This is a genomic window from Streptomyces sp. NPDC005017 (assembly GCF_042873115.1).
In the GTDB taxonomy this organism is placed as follows: Bacteria; Actinomycetota; Actinomycetes; order Streptomycetales; family Streptomycetaceae; genus Streptomyces.
On the sequence record NZ_JBIALD010000006.1, the window covers coordinates 216,838 to 231,961 of the forward strand.

Genomic DNA, 15,124 nt, shown 5'->3' on the forward strand with positions numbered 1-15,124 from the left:
CCTACGCCGGTCTGAGTAGGTGAGCGGTCGCCCGTGCCGCGCGGCGCCGGAAAGGGTGGGCGCATGCGCCAACTGCTGCTACTCCCACCGCTGTTGCTGCTCACCGTCGGCTGCGGCGTGGTGCAGTCCTCCGAGGACGAGGCGGCGGACTCCGCACGGGACAGGGCCAGGACGGCCGGCGAGCGGCTCTACGGCCAGCGTCCGCGCACGGCGGAGGAGGTAGGACGCTCCGCCGCCGGTATCGACGGGGTGGAGGTACTGCGGGTGACCGGGACCTCGACACACGACGGTGACGGCATCGACGTGGTCATCCGCACGTCCGGCTCAGCGTACAGCGACTGGCTCGACCCGCAGGAGGTCGTCGTCCAGCGCTGTTTCGAGGCGCGGGTCTCGCCCAAGTCGGAGTGGGGTGAGCCTCCCCGTGACGTGGACTGCCCGGACGGCCCTCCGATGACCTTCGCCCCGCCACCCGAACCGCCCGAACTGCCCTACGAGGAGCTCCGCAAGAAGCTGCCGCGGGTGCCGGAGGGCGGCCGGGCGGACGAGGCCGAGGTGCGCCGCGCGCTGACCGCCCTGGACCTGGATCCGGCGATCCGTACGGAGGTGAAGGCGGACGGCGGACAGGTCGGCGTTCTCCTGTCGGTGAAGGGCAACGGCTACGACGCGCAGGACTGCCTTCTCGCACGCGTGGGCCCCGGCGCCACCGAGGTGTGGGTGCCGCCTCGGATCCAGCGGATGCCCGGGGAGGGCGGCTGCTCCGTCGGCAACGCCCTGGACCCGCTACCGCCACCGCACTGAGCGGGTGCCCGGCTCCGGGCGGAGGGGAGCCCGCCGAGGAACTGGACCCCCACGACCCCACCCTCTGAGCCTCCTCAAGTCGCTTGTCCCGCACAGGCCTTGGCGATCAAGGTGAAGCGCATGACGAAACACCACGTGATCCTCGTCCGTGACGCGGACGTGGTCGCCGCCGCGTTGCGCCGGGCACTCGCCGCCGCACCCCCGGAGGAGCGCCCCGGCCTGGAGCGCGCCGTCGCCCTCGTCGAGACCGGCGCCGCCGCCACCGAGTCCGAGCTGCGCGCCCGCTGGGTCCGTACCCGGCTGGACGCCGTCGGCTTCACCGGGGACATCACCTCGGTCGCCGCGGTGAAGGCCCTGCGGAAGGCGGAACGCGGGCTGAGCCTGCTGGCTGCCGTGGAACTGCACAGGGACGCGGTGGCGCATCAGCGGTGACGCACCAGACCGATCTCTGAGGCGTCGAGCGCGGCGGGCCTCGGATGCCCCCGGCCGTCGAGCGCGATCGGCCTCGTCAGCCGCCGACCGAGGCGGGCGGTGGCGGGGGCTCGGTACGGAGGTGGTGGGTGAGGCGGGCGCCGAGCTCCGGGGTGAGGGGGCCGGTGTGGTCGAACCCGAGCTGGGTGGCCAGGTCGGCGGTGTGGAGGCGGGCGGCGACGTCGAGGAGGCCGGCGTATGCGTCCACGCAGCTGCGGGTGCGGTGCCGGACGGCCACTGCCAGGACCAGCGTCACCGGGGCGGCGGGCCACCACCACAGGGTGAGCGGCGCGTACAGCGCGGCCCAGCCGGCGAGGGTGGTGGCGCGGGCCAGCGCGGCTCGAGTCTCGGTGATCCGGGCACCCAGGGCCTCGGGGAGGACGGATTCCAGGTAGGGCCACAGGGTGGCCAGGTCCAGGCGGAACTCTCGGTCCAGACGCAGGGCGACGGCGTGGACGCGGTCCCCGCTCCAGGTCGGACGCTCGGGCCGTTCCAGGGCGATACGGGCGCGCCGCGCGAGGGCGACGCGTCCCACCGCGGGACTGGGCCGGTCGGCGGGTTCGGGCGCGAGGGAGAGTCGCCGTTGCTCGTGGTAGACGCTGTGGGCGTCGTCCCAGCGCTCCTGCCGGCGCCGTACCCGCCCACCGGCCAGGACCGGCAGACCCAGGGGCCATGCCGCCCAGCCGACGGCCAGCACCAGTCGTTCGACCAGCGCGCCGATCGCCTCGGCGACGAGTCCCGCAGCGGCTGCGGCGACCATGATCGCCCCCACCAGCACGATCTGCCCGCCGACTCCGGTCACGGCCGGCTGCGCGGCGGCGGCCGTGACCTCCTGGATCAGTCTCCCGGCATCGAGGGCGTGTCGCTGGCCCAGGGTGTACGCGGCAGCGGCCACGCCGAGGTAGAGCAGCCCGGGCAGGACCAGCAGTGACACCCAGCGGTCGGCGAGCTTCTTGCCCAGTTCGACCCAGAGGCCGCCCATCTCAGACCAGCCGTTCCCGGATGAGTTCCCGTCGGCTGAGCGAGCAGACCGGCCGGGCTTCAGCCACCTCGCTGCCGTGCCGTCCGGTGCACTGTCGCAGGGGGCACCGGAAGACGTGCTCCAGCGGTTCCAGCCCGCTCGATTGTCCGGGACGGCTCTCACCGACACCGCGGATGCTCACGAAATCGCCGGTCGCGGCCCTGAGCGCCGCGTCGACTTCACCCAACAGCCTTACGAGCGATGCCACTTCGCCGCCGCAGGCCGAGCGCAGCCGTGCCAGAGGCGTCGACGGATCGGTGCCGTCGTCGCCGAGCAGTGCCCGCAACTCCTCGTAGTGGGCGCACACATACGCCAGCCCCGCCGCGTCCCTGCCCGTCAATCCGGCCTCCCCGTCCCCTGCCGGCGGCCATCGTCGCACCGGGCCGCCACCGGCGTCGGGCCATTGCCGCAATCGGCCCCTCTCCTGCCGTCTCCTGGCTAGCCTGAGCCGGAGGACGCGGCCTCGGGGGCGGGAGAACCGGTGGAAGCAGGTCAGGCAGGCACCGAGGGCTTACCGGACGAGGATTCGGTGGGACCTGCCGGGCTGCTACAGCACTGCATCCAGGCCTACTTCGACGCGCGGGACCCACAACTCGCGCTTGACATTGCTCCGTTGTGCGCCGCGGGCTCACTGATCCATGAGATCGGCGAGCGGCTCTACGCGGACTCCGTGGCCGAGGACGACATGACGCTCGCCCGCCTGGTAGCCGCACTGCTCGACATTCGACTCCAGGCGCTCGGCGGGGCACAGGGCCCGTTCGACTACCACGCATGGCTGTCCGTGTTCGGCCTCCTGCACACGATCGCCCCCACGGCCGTTCACGAGGGCCTCGCCGAGGCGTTCGCCGCCGCGCCTCCCCCGGTGCCGCAACCGCACGACCTGCTCAGCTCGATGGGCATGCTGTTGCTCGACGCCTGCGGACGGAGCGACGACCCCGAGGTCCCCGGTACCGCCATCGCCCTGCTCGAAGCCGCGCTGCGGACCGCTCCCGAGGAGGAGCAGCCTGCGCTCCGGTTCAACCTGGGCAGTTCCTGGATGCAGCTGGCCGAGGCCGTGGGCGCACCGGACGGGCTCAAGATCGCCGCCCACCACATGGAACTGGCGGCGAACGCGGCGGAAGGCAATCCGGAAAGACCGCGGATGTGGGACCGCCTCGCGAACGTCCAGGACACGCTGTTCGACCACCAGCATGACATCGTCCACCTCGACCGGGCGATCAGCGCCCGTCGGGAGTCGGTGAACGCAACTTCCCCCGAGGCCGGTTGGTGGTTCCAGCTCGCGGTTCTGCACTGGAAGCGGTACCAGTACACCCGGATCGAGAAGTATCTCGACGAGGCGATCGACGCGGCCGCCCACGAGGCGAAGATCATGCCCAGCGAGCACCCGGGCCTGCCCGGAGTGCTGGGCAGCCTCGGGAACATGCTCCTCGCCCGCCACACCCTCACCGGCAACCTCGACGACCTGACGGCAGCCCTTGCCGCCACGGCCGAGGGCGAACGCATCGCGCCACCCGACGATCCGCAGCGGGCGGCGCTGCACCAGAACGTGCACGCCCTGCGGCAACGCTACGCGCTGGCCCTGAGTGGCCAACCCCAGCCCAAGGCAGACGGGTTGGGCATCGAGCAGCCCGAGCCGGACGTCCTCGTCGCCCTCGCCACGAGTCTGCTGGGCCAGTTCGTCCGGCTCGGAGACTCCGACGACATGGAGGCGGCGCTGCGGCTGGCCCGTGAGGCGCTCGAGGCGATCCCCGGGCATGCACCCGCCCTGTCCGCACAGTCCGCCGCGCTGTTCCACCGCTTTCGCCTCAAGGCCGACCCGGTCGACCTGGCCGAGGCGTTCGACACCGCCTCCGCCGCGCTCGCGGCCACCCCCGACGACGATCCCGCCCGCGTCGACCGGCTGGCCGCCCTCGCGTTCGTCCTGCGCGTCCGATTCGAGACCGTGGGAGACCTGGAGGACCTCACCGCCGCGATCAAGGCGGCCGAGGACGCTGTCGGCCTCGCCGACCTCCGAGGTGCCGCCGAGCACACGGCACCGACCGTCCTCAGCGGCCTCCTGCTCGCCCGGTTCGTCACTCTGAGACACCGCGAGGACATCGACAACGCCGTCGCCGCCGCCCGCACGGCGGTGGGCATCGCACCGCCCGGCGCCGAGACCGGCCGCGCGCTGACCCACCTGGCCGCCGCCCTGCACTCCCGCCACGGCGTCTTCGGGCGGCGGGAGGATCTCGACGGTGCGATCACCGCCCTCCGCGCGGCGACCGCCGCCACCCCGCCCACCCACGTCGACCACCCCGTCATGCGGCTCAAACTCGCCGCGGCGCTTCGCGACAGCGGCAACCCGGCCGACCTCGACGCCTCCGCCGACATCCTCCGCCAGACCGCCCGCGAGCTGCGCGCCCACAGTCCCGACGACGCCAACCTGGCCCACCTGCAGTCGGAGCTCGGAACCACCCTCGTCAGACGGTTGGAGGCCGGAGGCTCGGCCGAGACCGCCCACGAGGCTCTGGCGGCCTTCCGAGCCGCCACCGCCAGCCCGGCCGCCACGACACGAACCCGCCTGTTCTCGGCGTTCTACTCGGGCAAGCTGAGCATGCTGACCGGCGACGCCGAGGGCGCGCTCGCCAGCTACCGTACGGCGATCGAGGACCTGCTGCCCCGGCTGGCGGACCGAGGCATCCCCCGGACATCCCGGCTGGCCCAGATCGCGCAACTGCCCCTGCTGGCCGGGGATGCCGCAGCGGCCGCGATCGCGGCCGGCGACCTGCCGGGTGCCGTCCGGCTGTTGGAGCAGGGGCGCTCGGTGATCTGGTCCCAGCTGATGCAGACCCGCACCGACCGCGGTGCACTGCGCGCCGAACACCCGGCCCTGGCCTCGGAGTTCGACGCGATCTGCGCCGACCTGGAAGGCGGACGACCAGGCCTGGACGGCGCACGACCGGGCATGGAAGGCGGACGACCGGGCCTGGACGGTGAGAACACCGGGTCGGCCGGAAACGCCTCGCGGCGCTGGGGGCTCAGCAAGAGATTCGACGACGTCCTGGCCCGGATCCGTAGTCTCCCCGGCTTCGCCGACTTCCTCGAGCCGCCGTCGTTCGAACACCTGCACCACGCCGCCGACGACGGTCCGGTCGCCATCGTCAACATCAGCAGCCACCGCTGTGACGCCCTCCTGCTCACGTGCACCCCGGGCGAGGACCCGATCAGACTCGTCAGGCTGCCCCGCGTCACCGCCGAGGACATCGAACTCGCCACCGCCGGCTTCCTCGACGCCATCAGCCGGCTCAACCAGCCCGGACTCACTCTCGGCCCCCTCGAAGCCCACGCTCTGGCGACCCGGATCACCGACACCCTTCACCGGCTGTGGAGGGACATCGCCGAACCCGTCCTCTCCGTGCTCGGCCTGGACCAGCCCGGCCCGACGGCGCCACGGCTGGACCAGCCCGGCCCGACATTGCCACGCCTGTGGTGGTGCCCCACCGGCCCACTGGCGCTCCTCCCGCTGCACGCCGCCGGACCCCCGAACGGCCCGCGGGTCATCGACCGGGTGATCTCCTCCTACACCCCGACCCTGGGCTCACTCATCAGGGCCAGATCGCACCGACCCTCCCGGCAGCCGCGACTCCTCGCGGTAGGAGTCGCCGACGCACCGGAAGACACCGCACCCTTGGCCGACCTGCCCGGCGTCCGGGCCGAACTGTCCATGCTGGGCGACCTCTTCGGCGACCGCCACACCCTCCGGGCAGGAGACCAGGCCGTCCTGCCCGCCGTCCTGTCCGCTCTGCCCTCGCATCCCTGGGTCCACTTCGCCTGCCACGGCACGCACGACCCGGACGACCCCGCCGACAGCCACCTGCTCCTGCGCGACGGCCCCCTCTCCGTGACCGGCATCGCCGAGCAGGACCTCTCCGGCGCCGAGCTCGCCTTCCTCTCCGCATGTCACACCGCCCGCGGCACCAGCGCCCTCGCCGACGAGGCGATCCATCTCGCCGCCGCTTTCCAGCTCGCCGGGTTCCAGCATGTCGTCGGCACGCTCTGGAGCCTCGCCGACGGACCGGCGCCCGGCGTCACGCGCGACTTCTACCAGGCCCTGAAGGCCTCGGACCAGGGCACGGGCGACAGCGCCCGCGCGCTCCACGACGCCGTCCAACGCCTCCGCCGGGACCCCACCCAGGCCTCGCCCCTGAACTGGGCCTGCTATGTCCACGTAGGTCCGTAGCGCTCCACAGCCGTCCAGCCACGACCGCACCCCGCCGAAAACGACAAGCGCGTCGGAACGGACATGCGGTCGCCCCGACAGCCCGGCCCGTTGGGCGAAAGTTGAACAAGTCCGCGTCGACCAGAGTCTGTTCCGCGAGCCTACTGGCCGGTATACAAGCGATGTCGAACCTGTGGGACAGGAGCGTGTCCGGTTGTCCTGGTGTCGCCGTCCCCCCGTGCGCCTCGACGGTCGGTCCGGCGCCACGGGCCGTCCGGGCGTCAGCGGAGAGGGGCATGATGAACCATCACACGCGTCCGGAGGGTGACGTCTCGAGACGGCGCCGCACCATGGCGCTGGGCGCGGCGCTGAGCAGCTGCGCGCTCGTCGCCGGCGTCGGCGCCTCGGCTCCCGCCACTGCCGGGGAGGAGCATTCCCCGCGTCCGGTGGACTACGTGGCGCTGGGCGACTCGTACACGTCCGGCCCGCTGATTCCGCGGCAGGTCGACGCCAACTGCGCACGCTCGGACCACAATTACCCCTCGCTCGTGGCGGCCCGGTACAAGGTCGCCTCCTTCACGGACGTCAGCTGCGGCGGCGCCAAGACCGACGAGATGTGGAAGGCCCAGGGGACCAACGGGCCCCAGCTGGACGCCCTGAAGCGGACCACCGACGTGGTGACCCTCCAGATCGGCGGCAACGACATCGGGTTCGGCCCCATCATCGGCACCTGCGCCACGCTCAGCTCCAAGGACCTCACGGGCGACCCGTGCCGGCAGCACTACACGTCCTCCGGGATCGACCGCCTCGCACTGAACATCCTCGAGACGGCCCCGAAGGTCGCCCGTGTGCTGCGCGCGGTGCACGAACGGTCACCGCACGCACGCGTGATCGTCGTCGGCTATCCCGCTCTGCTGCCCGACGACGGCAGCGGCTGCTACCCCTCGGTACCCTTCGCCGCGAAGGACTTCCCCTACCTCCGGGACACGGGCAGGCGTCTGAACCAGATGCTCCGCCTGGTGGCGTGGCTGAACCGGGCCGAGTTCGTCGACACCTACGGTCCGTCCGTCGGACACGACATGTGCAAGGCGCCCGCCGACCGCTGGGTCGAGCCCCTCCAGCCCGCCGCGCCCGCCGCCCCCGCGCACCCCAACGCCAAGGGCATGGAGGCTTCGGCGAGCGCGGTCCTCGAGCGCCTGACCAAGCGGTCCGGACGCCGCTGACCTGCCCGTTCCCCGCCCTGCCCGGGCAAGGGTTCCGGCGGGCGGGGAACACGGGTGGCGGCCCGTACGTTCTTCCTGAGAGGCAGCCGGTTCCTCGCACCCCGTTCCAGATCCGGCCGCCGGTCGGGAGCCCCATGATCAGCACACGCGCTTCTTTCGCAGCCTTGGCCACCGGTCTGCTCGGCCTCGTCGTGGGATGCGCGGCGAAAGACTCGGACACCGCCGCGCCCACGCCGCACGCGGAACGGGCTCACACGTCGCCGGCGTCGGCGCCGCCCCCTGACGGGATTCCGCGGCACAGCGCGCAGGCCACCCCGTCCCTCCCCTCCCCCGCTCCGCGGCCCGCGGTCGACCCGCGCACCACACCGGCATCCCTGACCATCCCCGACATCGGCGTGCGTGACCTGAAGGTCGTGCCGTACGAGGGGACGACCGACGACTGGCCCGGAACACGGATCCAGGACCTCGGTGTGGCCGCGAGTCCCCACGGGGAGCGAGGCGGTGTCGGCCCCGGCGAGAAGGGCAACTACCTGGTCACCGCCCACCGGCTGAGCGCGGGCGGACCTCTGCGCGACCTGCCCGATCTGGACAAGGGCGACACCGTGCGCATCCGCCTCGGCGACACGGTCTACACCTACCGGATCACGGAGTCGCGGTGGACGTCGTTCCGGTCGGAGCGCTCGCTCGAGGAGCAGCGGGCCGCGGTGCCCGGAAAGCCCGGGGAGACTCCCACCCAGGCCATGATCACGATCTCGACCTGCGCCACCCCCGAGGACAACGCGGCGGGGAACCACTGGCGGGACGACCGGAACAATCCCGAGCACCGCATCGACAAGGTGGGAACGCTCGTCTCGGAAAAGAAGGCCGACGGGGCTTCCGCGGAGGGCCGGGCATAGGCAGCCCTCGGAGGCAGGCGCCGCCCGATGTGTGAGGGAGCGGCTTCACTTCGTCAGCAGCGCTGTCCCCAGTTGGCGGCGTCGCAGCTTCTCCAGTACGTCCTGCTGCCGCCGGGCACGTGCGACGAGGTGGTCGAGCAGGTCGGGGTCGAGGCGCTTCTCGTGGTCGGCGAGGTCACGCAGCGTCTGCCACAGGGCCGTCTTGCCCTCGACGCCCACCCGCAGGGCCTCCAGTTCGAGCAGCGGGCTCAGCGGGGAACGCCGTACGAGGCGGCCGTTGCTCTTCAGCCGTCCCAGCCGCTCGGCGACGCGGCTCGCATAGACCTTGTAGGAGCGCGCGGGGATGTCGAGGCGGTCCATGAGGGCGAGCAGTGTGGCCCGGTCCTCGGCGATCTCGGTGGCGATCGGCTCCAGCGTCGCGGCGAGTTGGGTGCGGCCGTACGACCGCGTCATATGGCGTGCGCGCTCGGTGCCGCCGGTGGCGCCCGCGAGGTGATCGTTGAGGTAGATGCCCAGGAGGGAGGAGCTGACGTGCCGGGCCGGCGCCTGGTGGCGTGTCGGAACGTTCATGGCGGCTTCCTTCGCTCGGCGGGTCCGGTGGTGCGTCGGTCCGGCGCCCCGCTGTACGCCGGAGCGGGCTCGTGGACGGCCTCCATGGCCGCTCCGCCCTCAGCGCGCGCTGGTGCCGTGCTGGACGGGTCCCATGCCCGAGGCGCACGAAACACCGCATAAGGGATCGGTCTCGGTGCGCGTGCGATCGCGCGGGACGGGAACCCGGCGACCATGAACGCTGCGCAGGAACCGCCCCGGGGGCCGTACCGGATCGAGGCCGCGCCGGGCGGTGAGCCCGTCGGCCCGCTCTCGCCCGAGGCCACCGTCGACGTCGGGATGGCGGGCCCCGGCACGGTATGGGAGCTCTCCCAGCGCGGGTATCAGGTCGCCGCGCTGGAGGCGGGCCGGATCCGGGAGTGCCCGTGCCACGGCTCCCACGTCGCTCCGGACGGCCGCAGTGTCCAAGGCCCCGCGGTCCACCCGCTGGAGAGGCGAGAGGACTGAGGACCATGGAACGGGCCGCCGTGTTCGATGTGGACGGAACCCTCGTCGACACCAACCATCTGCACGTGGTCACCTGGTGGGAGGCGTTCCGCCGGGCCGGGCACACGGTGACCACGCATGCGATCCACCGGGCGATCGGGCTCGCCTCCGAGGACCTTGTCGCCCGCCTGCTCACCGGCGACGGCGAGCAGGCCCCGAACGTCGGCGACACGGAAGCCCTCAGCGCCGCCCACAAGACCCTGTACGCCCAGTACTTCGAGCGGCTCACCGCGCTGCCGGACGCGGGACGCCTGCTGCGCCGACTGGCCGACGACGGCTGGACGGTCGTGCTGGCCACCTCGGCCGGGGACGACGAACTGTCCGCGCTGCGTCGTGCGATCGACGCGGACGAGGCCATCACGGCGACGGCGAGCGCCGACGACGTCGACGAGGGCAAGCCGGCGCCCGAACCCGTCGAACGAGCACTGGAGTTGGCCGGCGTACCGGCGGAACGGGCCGTGTTCGTCGGGGACACGGTGTGGGACATGCTGGCGGGTACCCGGGCCGGCGTTCGGTGCGTGGCGCTGCTGTGCGGTGGCATCGCCCGCGCGGACCTGGAAGAGGCGGGTGCCGACGCCGTGTTCGAGGACCCGGCCGACCTGCTCGCCGCACTGGCACGCAGCCCCCTGGCCTGAGACCGTCCCCTACGCGCTGCGCGGCGCGACGGCCGTGACGCGTCGGACGTGCGCCTCTGGACCTCCTTCCCCCGCCTGGCGCCCAGCGCGCGGGCGCACCCTCACGCAGAACGCCTCCGAAAGCAGCCGAGTCTCTGTGCCACGGAACACACCCTCCCATGTTTACAGTGATTACATCTTTGCCCTAACGTGGACCCCGATGTAGACACCGCACACATCGTAAGTGGTGCGAGATCGAGAGGGAAACTCGGATGACCAGCGAGCTGTTCTCGCCGTTGGCCCTGCGCTCCGGGCAGGTGCTGCGCAACCGGATCGCCAAGGCGGCCATGGAGGAGAACATGGCCGCCGACGGCCAACTCCCGGGGCAGGAGCTCTTCGGCCTGTACCGGCGCTGGGCCGCCGGCGGCACCGGACTGCTGATCACGGGCAACGTCATGGTCCACGCCGAGGCCCTGACCGGCCCCGCGGGCGTCGTGCTCGACGAGAAGGCGCCGCTGCAGCCGTTCACCGAGTGGGCCGAGGCCGGCAAGGCCGGCGGCGGGGCGATCTGGATGCAGATCAACCACCCCGGCCGGCAGATCGGATCCGACATGCCCGGCGTCGTGTGGGGCCCCTCCGACGTCGGCGTCGACCTCGGCAGGCACAGCAGCCGCTTCGGCCGCCCGGTCGCCATGTCCCCCGAGCAGATCTCCGCCACCGTGGCCCGGTACGCGGTCACCGCCCAGCGTGCGCAGGAGGCGGGCTTCGACGGGGTGGAGATCCACGCCGCGCACGGCTATCTGCTGTCGCAGTTCCTGTCGCCCCTGGTCAACAAGCGCACCGACGCCTGGGGCGGCTCGCTGGAGAACCGGGCCCGGATGCTGCTGGACGTCGTCCGGGCCGTCCGCGCCGCCGTCTCCCCGTACTTCGCCGTCGCGGTCAAGCTCAACTCCGCCGACTTCCAGCGCGGCGGCTTCGACGCCGACGACGCACGGCAGGTCATCGGAATGCTCGAACCGCTCGGCGTCGACCTGGTCGAACTCTCCGGCGGCAGTTACGAGAGCCCGGCGATGACCGGCCGCCGCACCGACTCGCGCACCCAGGCCCGCGAGGCGTACTTCCTGGACCTGGCGAAGGACCTGGTCAGGACCAGCCCGCTGCCGCTGATGCTGACCGGCGGCATCACCCGTCGCGAGACCGCGGAGCGGGTCCTGGACAGCGACGTGGCGATCATCGGGATGGGAACCGCCCTGGCCGTCACCCCCGACCTGCCCGACCGCTGGCGCGAGGGGCGGGAGGCCGAGGGGCGGATGCGGCCCGTGACCTGGTCGGACAAGGCCCTCGCGTCAGCCGCGAGCATGGCCCAGGTCCGCCACCAGCTGCGCCGCCTCGCCCGCGGCGGCAGGACCAGGCCGGGCACCCACCCGGCCATCGCCCTGCTCGCCGAGCAGCGGAGGCAGCGCAGGGCCCTGCGCCGCTACCGTGCGTGGCTGCCCACCCGGGAGACCGCGTAGTCCCGCGACCGCCCGCCGCCCCGGGCCCCTGCCCGACCGCAGGCGGCTGTGGTGCCGGTCGCCACGTCGCCGGCCACGAGCCGAGGCCACCCGCGCCGTACAGAGCGCCGCTTCACCGGCCACGAGCCGGGTCCGCCCGCGCCGTGCAGGGCGCGGGCGGACCCGGCATCGTCCCAGCGCACGCGAGTGTGCGCACTCGTACGGCTCAGCCGTCCTCGAGTGCCGTCCTGAGGAAGTCGACGGCGAGCTTGCGGGCGACGTTGGCGGCGCGGGTGTCGCGCAGGCTGTCCAGGAGCAGGAAGTCGTGGACCATGCCGGCCACCCGGACGGACGTGACGTCCACGCCCGCCTCGCGCAGCTTGTTGGCGTACTGCTCGCCCTCGTCGCGCAGGACGTCGGCCTCGTCGGTGATGACCAGCGTCGTGGGCAGGCCCTTCAGCTGGTCGAGGCTCGCCCGGAGCGGGGAGGCGTGGTGCTCGGCGCGCTGAGCGGGGTCGGTGGTGTAGGCGTCCCAGAACCACTTCATGCCGTCGAGGGTGAGGTAGTAGCCCTCGGCGAACTGGAGGTAGGACGGGGTACTGAAGTCGGCGTTGGTGACGGGGTAGAGCAGGCACTGGGCCTTGAGGTCGATCCCGCCGCGCTCCTTGTTCATCAGCGCGAACACCGCCGACATGCAGCCGCCGACCGACTCGCCGGTGACGGCGATGCGCGAGGTGTCCATGCCGTGCTCGGCGCCGTGCCGCAGGACCCACTGGCCCACCGCGTAGTTCTGCTCGACCTGGGTCGGGTACTTCGCCTCGGGGGCCCGGTCGTAGACGGGGAAGACGCCCACGGCGCCCGCGCCGACGGCGAGTTCACGGAAGAGGCGGTCGTGGGTCTTGTCGTCGCCGAACACCCAGCCGGCGCCGTGGATGTAGAACACCACCGGCAGCGGACCCGTCGATCCCTTGGGCCGGATGACGCGGGTACGGACCGTGCCCCACTCGCCGGCGTCCACGTCGACCCACTCCTCGTCGACGTCCGGGCGGGGCACGCTGGGGTCGACCTGGAGGCTGAGCAGGATGTCCCGGCCCTTCTCCGGTGGAACCTCGTAGATGCGGGGGTGCGGGTCGGTCGCCTCGCACAACTCCTTCGCGGCAGGCTCGAGGTAGGGAGTGATGGGCGGAGGAAGCTCGGTCATGTCGACTCCGTGTCACGAGTACGTGCGTACCTGTTTCCGCGACCACGACCGGCCGCGACTGATGACCCCCCGGCCCCAGGGCGGAAAAAGCCCGGTTCCCATCGTTCGCGCCCTCTATGCAATGCGCAACTTGGCTCAGCACGGCCCCTTCGGACGGCCGGTCGGCCCGCTGCTGCCCCTCGTCCGAGGCGCACGTACGCAGGCGCCATCAACGGTCCACCAGGGCCAATCGGCATGCCAGGCCGCCCTGTTGGCAAAAAAACACCTTGTCCTCGGTTACCGCATGACGGCCCTGTCCAATGTCGAGGAGAGGTTCACCAGCCACGGCCGCAAGGCCATCTGGCTGCTGGAGGACCGACTGCGCGACAGCGGCGCGGACTACGTCAAGGCCCGACTGCCCCTTCGCCCCTTCGTAGTGGTCGGCCGCAACCTCTACACGGGCCAGAACCCCCCGTCCTCCGGCTCCCTCGCCCGCCGCCTGGTGGAAGACCTGAGCAGGACGGCGCGCTGAGGCCGCGGCCCACCGGCCCGGCGTCTCACCGCCGGGCGTCTGCCCACAACGCCCGGATCCAGCCCACTTCCGGAGCGCGTACCCCGCGCTCGGCGTAAAACCACGCGGTAGCAGGAGCCGAGCGCTTGACCCTCACGTGGCGTGATGCCGCAGGGTCGGTGTCATGGAGGAGCAGCTGACCGTGGGACGTGTGGCCGGGCTCGCCGGTGTGAGCGTGCGTACGTTGCATCACTACGACGAGATCGGCCTGGTGCGGCCGTCCGCGCGGACCTCGGCCGGTTACCGCGCCTACTCGGCCGGCGACGTGGAGCGGCTGCGGGAGGTGCTCGCCTACCGGCGGCTCGGCTTCGGACTGCGCGAGATCGCGGATCTCGTCGACGATCCGGCCACCGACGCGGTCGCGCGCCTGCACCGGCTGCGCGCCCTGCTGCTGGACCAGCGCGACCGCGCTGCAGCCATGGTGACGGCCATAGACCGGGAACTGGAGGCACGGGCGATGGGGATCAGGACGACGCCGGAGGACCAACTGAAGGTGTTCGGACCGCAGTTGTACGAAGTGATCGGGTCCGACTACGGGGCGACGCGACGCACCGAGCCGCGGATCGCCGCGAAGGTCTGGGACGCGCTCGGTGACGCGCGGACGGTGCTGAACGTGGGCGCCGGCACCGGCTCCTACGAGCCTCCGGACCGCGAGGTGACCGCGGTGGAACCGTCGGCGGTCATGCGGGCGCAGCGTCCGCCGGGCGCGGCGCGGTGTGTGGCCGCCGCGGCGGAGAGCCTGCCGTTCGAGGATCAGTCCTTCGACGCCGCGATGGCCTTCAGCACCGTTCATCACTGGCAGGACCCGGTCGCGGGGCTGCGTGAGATGCGGCGAGTGGCCCGGCGTGTGGTGGTGTTCACGCACGACGCCAGTGACGCCGGCTGGCTTCACCGGTTCTGGCTCACCCGCGACTACCTGCCCGAGGCCGCCCGTCTGGTCGTCGGCCGGCCCTCGGTGGATCAGCTGGCCGGCGTCATCGGGGCCCGCATGGAGCCGGTGCTCATCCCGTGGGACTGCGCCGACGGCTTCTTCGAGGCCCACTGGCGTCGGCCCGAGGCGTACCTGGAGGAGCCGGTGCGCCGCGCGGTGTCGGTGTGGACCAGGGTCGGGCCGAAGGCCGAGCAGCGAGCGGTCGGCAGGCTGCGCGACGACCTGGCCTCGGGCCGGTGGGCCGAGCGCAACCGCGACCTCGTCGCCCTCGACACGGCCGAGCTCGGCCTCCGCCTCCTCGTGGCCTGAGCCGGCGGACCCGAGAACGTCACGCGAAGTCCGACAACGTGCTCACCAGCGCGAACGAGGTTGACGGTGTCGATCGGGTGGTGCTCACCAGCTCGATCGCCGCCATGATCGGGGACGCGGAGGACGTCCTGCGCCTCCCCGGCCGGATCGTGAACGAGGGGAACTGGAACCCGACCTCGTCACTCGACCGCGAGCCCTACAGCTACTCCAAGACCCTCGCGGAGAAGGAGTCGGGACGGATCGCGCGGGCCCAGGACGCCGACGCCTTGTCACCGTCAACCCGGTCCTGGTGATCGGCCCCGCGCTGAGCGCCGACCCGACCAG

General features: G+C 72.3%; 14 protein-coding genes and 1 pseudogene. 11 read left to right on the forward strand and 4 right to left on the reverse strand.

Features of this window, described 5'->3' with window-relative positions:
• The first annotated feature begins 63 nt into the window (after nucleotides 1-63).
• The gene (locus ACFYR0_RS11830; protein ID WP_389325119.1) at nucleotides 64-798 is read left to right on the forward strand and encodes a translation initiation factor IF-2; all 735 of its coding nucleotides are present in this window, start codon (nucleotides 64-66) and stop codon (nucleotides 796-798) included.
• Between the two features lie 120 nt (nucleotides 799-918).
• Nucleotides 919-1,230, forward strand: a complete 312-nt coding sequence (locus ACFYR0_RS11835; RefSeq protein ID WP_389325122.1) for a hypothetical protein — start codon at nucleotides 919-921, stop codon at nucleotides 1,228-1,230.
• 76 nt (nucleotides 1,231-1,306) lie between these two features.
• Here ACFYR0_RS11835 and ACFYR0_RS11840 read toward each other — a convergent pair whose 3' ends face one another.
• Together ACFYR0_RS11840 and ACFYR0_RS11845 are read right to left on the reverse strand one after the other, a co-directional pair.
• On the reverse strand, nucleotides 1,307-2,251 hold the full coding sequence (locus tag ACFYR0_RS11840) for a hypothetical protein (RefSeq protein ID WP_389325125.1): 945 nt from the start codon (nucleotides 2,249-2,251) through the stop codon (nucleotides 1,307-1,309).
• Between the two features lies 1 nt (nucleotide 2,252).
• Nucleotides 2,253-2,630: a hypothetical protein gene (locus ACFYR0_RS11845; RefSeq protein WP_389325128.1), complete on the reverse strand. Its 378-nt coding sequence runs from the start codon at nucleotides 2,628-2,630 to the stop codon at nucleotides 2,253-2,255.
• A gap of 189 nt (nucleotides 2,631-2,819) precedes the next feature.
• Here ACFYR0_RS11845 and ACFYR0_RS11850 point away from each other — a divergent pair, with 189 nt between their 5' ends.
• The 3 genes from ACFYR0_RS11850 to ACFYR0_RS11860 all read left to right on the forward strand — a co-directional run bounded on the left by ACFYR0_RS11850 (nucleotide 2,820) and on the right by ACFYR0_RS11860 (nucleotide 8,607).
• Nucleotides 2,820-6,509, forward strand: coding sequence for a CHAT domain-containing protein (locus ACFYR0_RS11850; RefSeq protein WP_389325131.1), 3,690 nt, complete (start codon nucleotides 2,820-2,822; stop codon nucleotides 6,507-6,509).
• A gap of 278 nt (nucleotides 6,510-6,787) precedes the next feature.
• Nucleotides 6,788-7,711: an SGNH/GDSL hydrolase family protein gene (locus tag ACFYR0_RS11855; protein ID WP_389325469.1), complete on the forward strand. Its 924-nt coding sequence runs from the start codon at nucleotides 6,788-6,790 to the stop codon at nucleotides 7,709-7,711.
• A gap of 134 nt (nucleotides 7,712-7,845) precedes the next feature.
• Nucleotides 7,846-8,607 (forward strand): class E sortase, encoded by a 762-nt coding sequence (locus ACFYR0_RS11860; protein WP_389325134.1) that lies wholly within the window; start codon nucleotides 7,846-7,848, stop codon nucleotides 8,605-8,607.
• A 45-nt stretch (nucleotides 8,608-8,652) separates the two neighbouring features.
• Here the strand turns inward: ACFYR0_RS11860 and ACFYR0_RS11865 are convergent, their stop codons facing one another.
• Nucleotides 8,653-9,177 carry a hypothetical protein gene (locus ACFYR0_RS11865; RefSeq protein WP_389325137.1) on the reverse strand — a complete coding sequence of 175 codons (525 nt, stop codon included), beginning with the start codon at nucleotides 9,175-9,177 and terminating at the stop codon, nucleotides 8,653-8,655.
• Nucleotides 9,178-9,390: 213 nt separating this feature from the next.
• On the opposite strand from ACFYR0_RS11865, the gene ACFYR0_RS11870 reads away from it, so the two are divergent.
• The 3 genes from ACFYR0_RS11870 (at nucleotide 9,391) to ACFYR0_RS11880 (ending at nucleotide 11,830) form a co-directional block, all read left to right on the forward strand.
• Nucleotides 9,391-9,663, forward strand: coding sequence for a hypothetical protein (locus ACFYR0_RS11870; protein ID WP_389325140.1), 273 nt, complete (start codon nucleotides 9,391-9,393; stop codon nucleotides 9,661-9,663).
• Between the two features lie 5 nt (nucleotides 9,664-9,668).
• Nucleotides 9,669-10,337 carry an HAD family hydrolase gene (locus ACFYR0_RS11875; protein ID WP_389325143.1) on the forward strand — a complete coding sequence of 223 codons (669 nt, stop codon included), beginning with the start codon at nucleotides 9,669-9,671 and terminating at the stop codon, nucleotides 10,335-10,337.
• A gap of 251 nt (nucleotides 10,338-10,588) precedes the next feature.
• Nucleotides 10,589-11,830 carry an NADH:flavin oxidoreductase/NADH oxidase family protein gene (locus ACFYR0_RS11880; RefSeq protein ID WP_389325146.1) on the forward strand — a complete coding sequence of 414 codons (1,242 nt, stop codon included), beginning with the start codon at nucleotides 10,589-10,591 and terminating at the stop codon, nucleotides 11,828-11,830.
• Between the two features lie 205 nt (nucleotides 11,831-12,035).
• Here ACFYR0_RS11880 and ACFYR0_RS11885 read toward each other — a convergent pair whose 3' ends face one another.
• Nucleotides 12,036-13,010, reverse strand: coding sequence for an alpha/beta hydrolase (locus ACFYR0_RS11885; RefSeq protein WP_389325149.1), 975 nt, complete (start codon nucleotides 13,008-13,010; stop codon nucleotides 12,036-12,038).
• Between the two features lie 274 nt (nucleotides 13,011-13,284).
• Here ACFYR0_RS11885 and ACFYR0_RS11890 point away from each other — a divergent pair.
• From ACFYR0_RS11890 to ACFYR0_RS11900, 3 genes and pseudogenes are all read left to right on the forward strand, one after another.
• Nucleotides 13,285-13,521 (forward strand): annotated as a pseudogene (locus ACFYR0_RS11890) (type 1 glutamine amidotransferase domain-containing protein); the annotation flags it as partial.
• Between the two features lie 163 nt (nucleotides 13,522-13,684).
• Nucleotides 13,685-14,800 carry a methyltransferase domain-containing protein gene (locus ACFYR0_RS11895; RefSeq protein ID WP_389325152.1) on the forward strand — a complete coding sequence of 372 codons (1,116 nt, stop codon included), beginning with the start codon at nucleotides 13,685-13,687 and terminating at the stop codon, nucleotides 14,798-14,800.
• Between the two features lie 77 nt (nucleotides 14,801-14,877).
• Nucleotides 14,878-15,093: a hypothetical protein gene (locus ACFYR0_RS11900; RefSeq protein WP_389325155.1), complete on the forward strand. Its 216-nt coding sequence runs from the start codon at nucleotides 14,878-14,880 to the stop codon at nucleotides 15,091-15,093.
• Nucleotides 15,094-15,124 lie beyond the last annotated feature (31 nt).

What these genes read in the sequence shown, in the direction of transcription:
- ACFYR0_RS11830 (WP_389325119.1), top strand. Translation starts at nt 64, where the DNA reads ATGCGCCAACTGCTGCTACTCCCACCGCTGTTGCTGCTCACCGTCGGC.
- ACFYR0_RS11835 (WP_389325122.1), top strand. Translation starts at nt 919, where the DNA reads ATGACGAAACACCACGTGATCCTCGTCCGTGACGCGGACGTGGTCGCC.
- ACFYR0_RS11840 (WP_389325125.1), bottom strand. Translation starts at nt 2,251, where the DNA reads ATGGGCGGCCTCTGGGTCGAACTGGGCAAGAAGCTCGCCGACCGCTGG.
- ACFYR0_RS11855 (WP_389325469.1), top strand. Translation starts at nt 6,788, where the DNA reads ATGAACCATCACACGCGTCCGGAGGGTGACGTCTCGAGACGGCGCCGC.
- ACFYR0_RS11860 (WP_389325134.1), top strand. Translation starts at nt 7,846, where the DNA reads ATGATCAGCACACGCGCTTCTTTCGCAGCCTTGGCCACCGGTCTGCTC.
- ACFYR0_RS11865 (WP_389325137.1), bottom strand. Translation starts at nt 9,177, where the DNA reads ATGAACGTTCCGACACGCCACCAGGCGCCGGCCCGGCACGTCAGCTCC.
- ACFYR0_RS11870 (WP_389325140.1), top strand. Translation starts at nt 9,391, where the DNA reads ATGAACGCTGCGCAGGAACCGCCCCGGGGGCCGTACCGGATCGAGGCC.
- ACFYR0_RS11875 (WP_389325143.1), top strand. Translation starts at nt 9,669, where the DNA reads ATGGAACGGGCCGCCGTGTTCGATGTGGACGGAACCCTCGTCGACACC.
- ACFYR0_RS11880 (WP_389325146.1), top strand. Translation starts at nt 10,589, where the DNA reads ATGACCAGCGAGCTGTTCTCGCCGTTGGCCCTGCGCTCCGGGCAGGTG.
- ACFYR0_RS11885 (WP_389325149.1), bottom strand. Translation starts at nt 13,010, where the DNA reads ATGACCGAGCTTCCTCCGCCCATCACTCCCTACCTCGAGCCTGCCGCG.
- ACFYR0_RS11895 (WP_389325152.1), top strand. Translation starts at nt 13,685, where the DNA reads ATGGAGGAGCAGCTGACCGTGGGACGTGTGGCCGGGCTCGCCGGTGTG.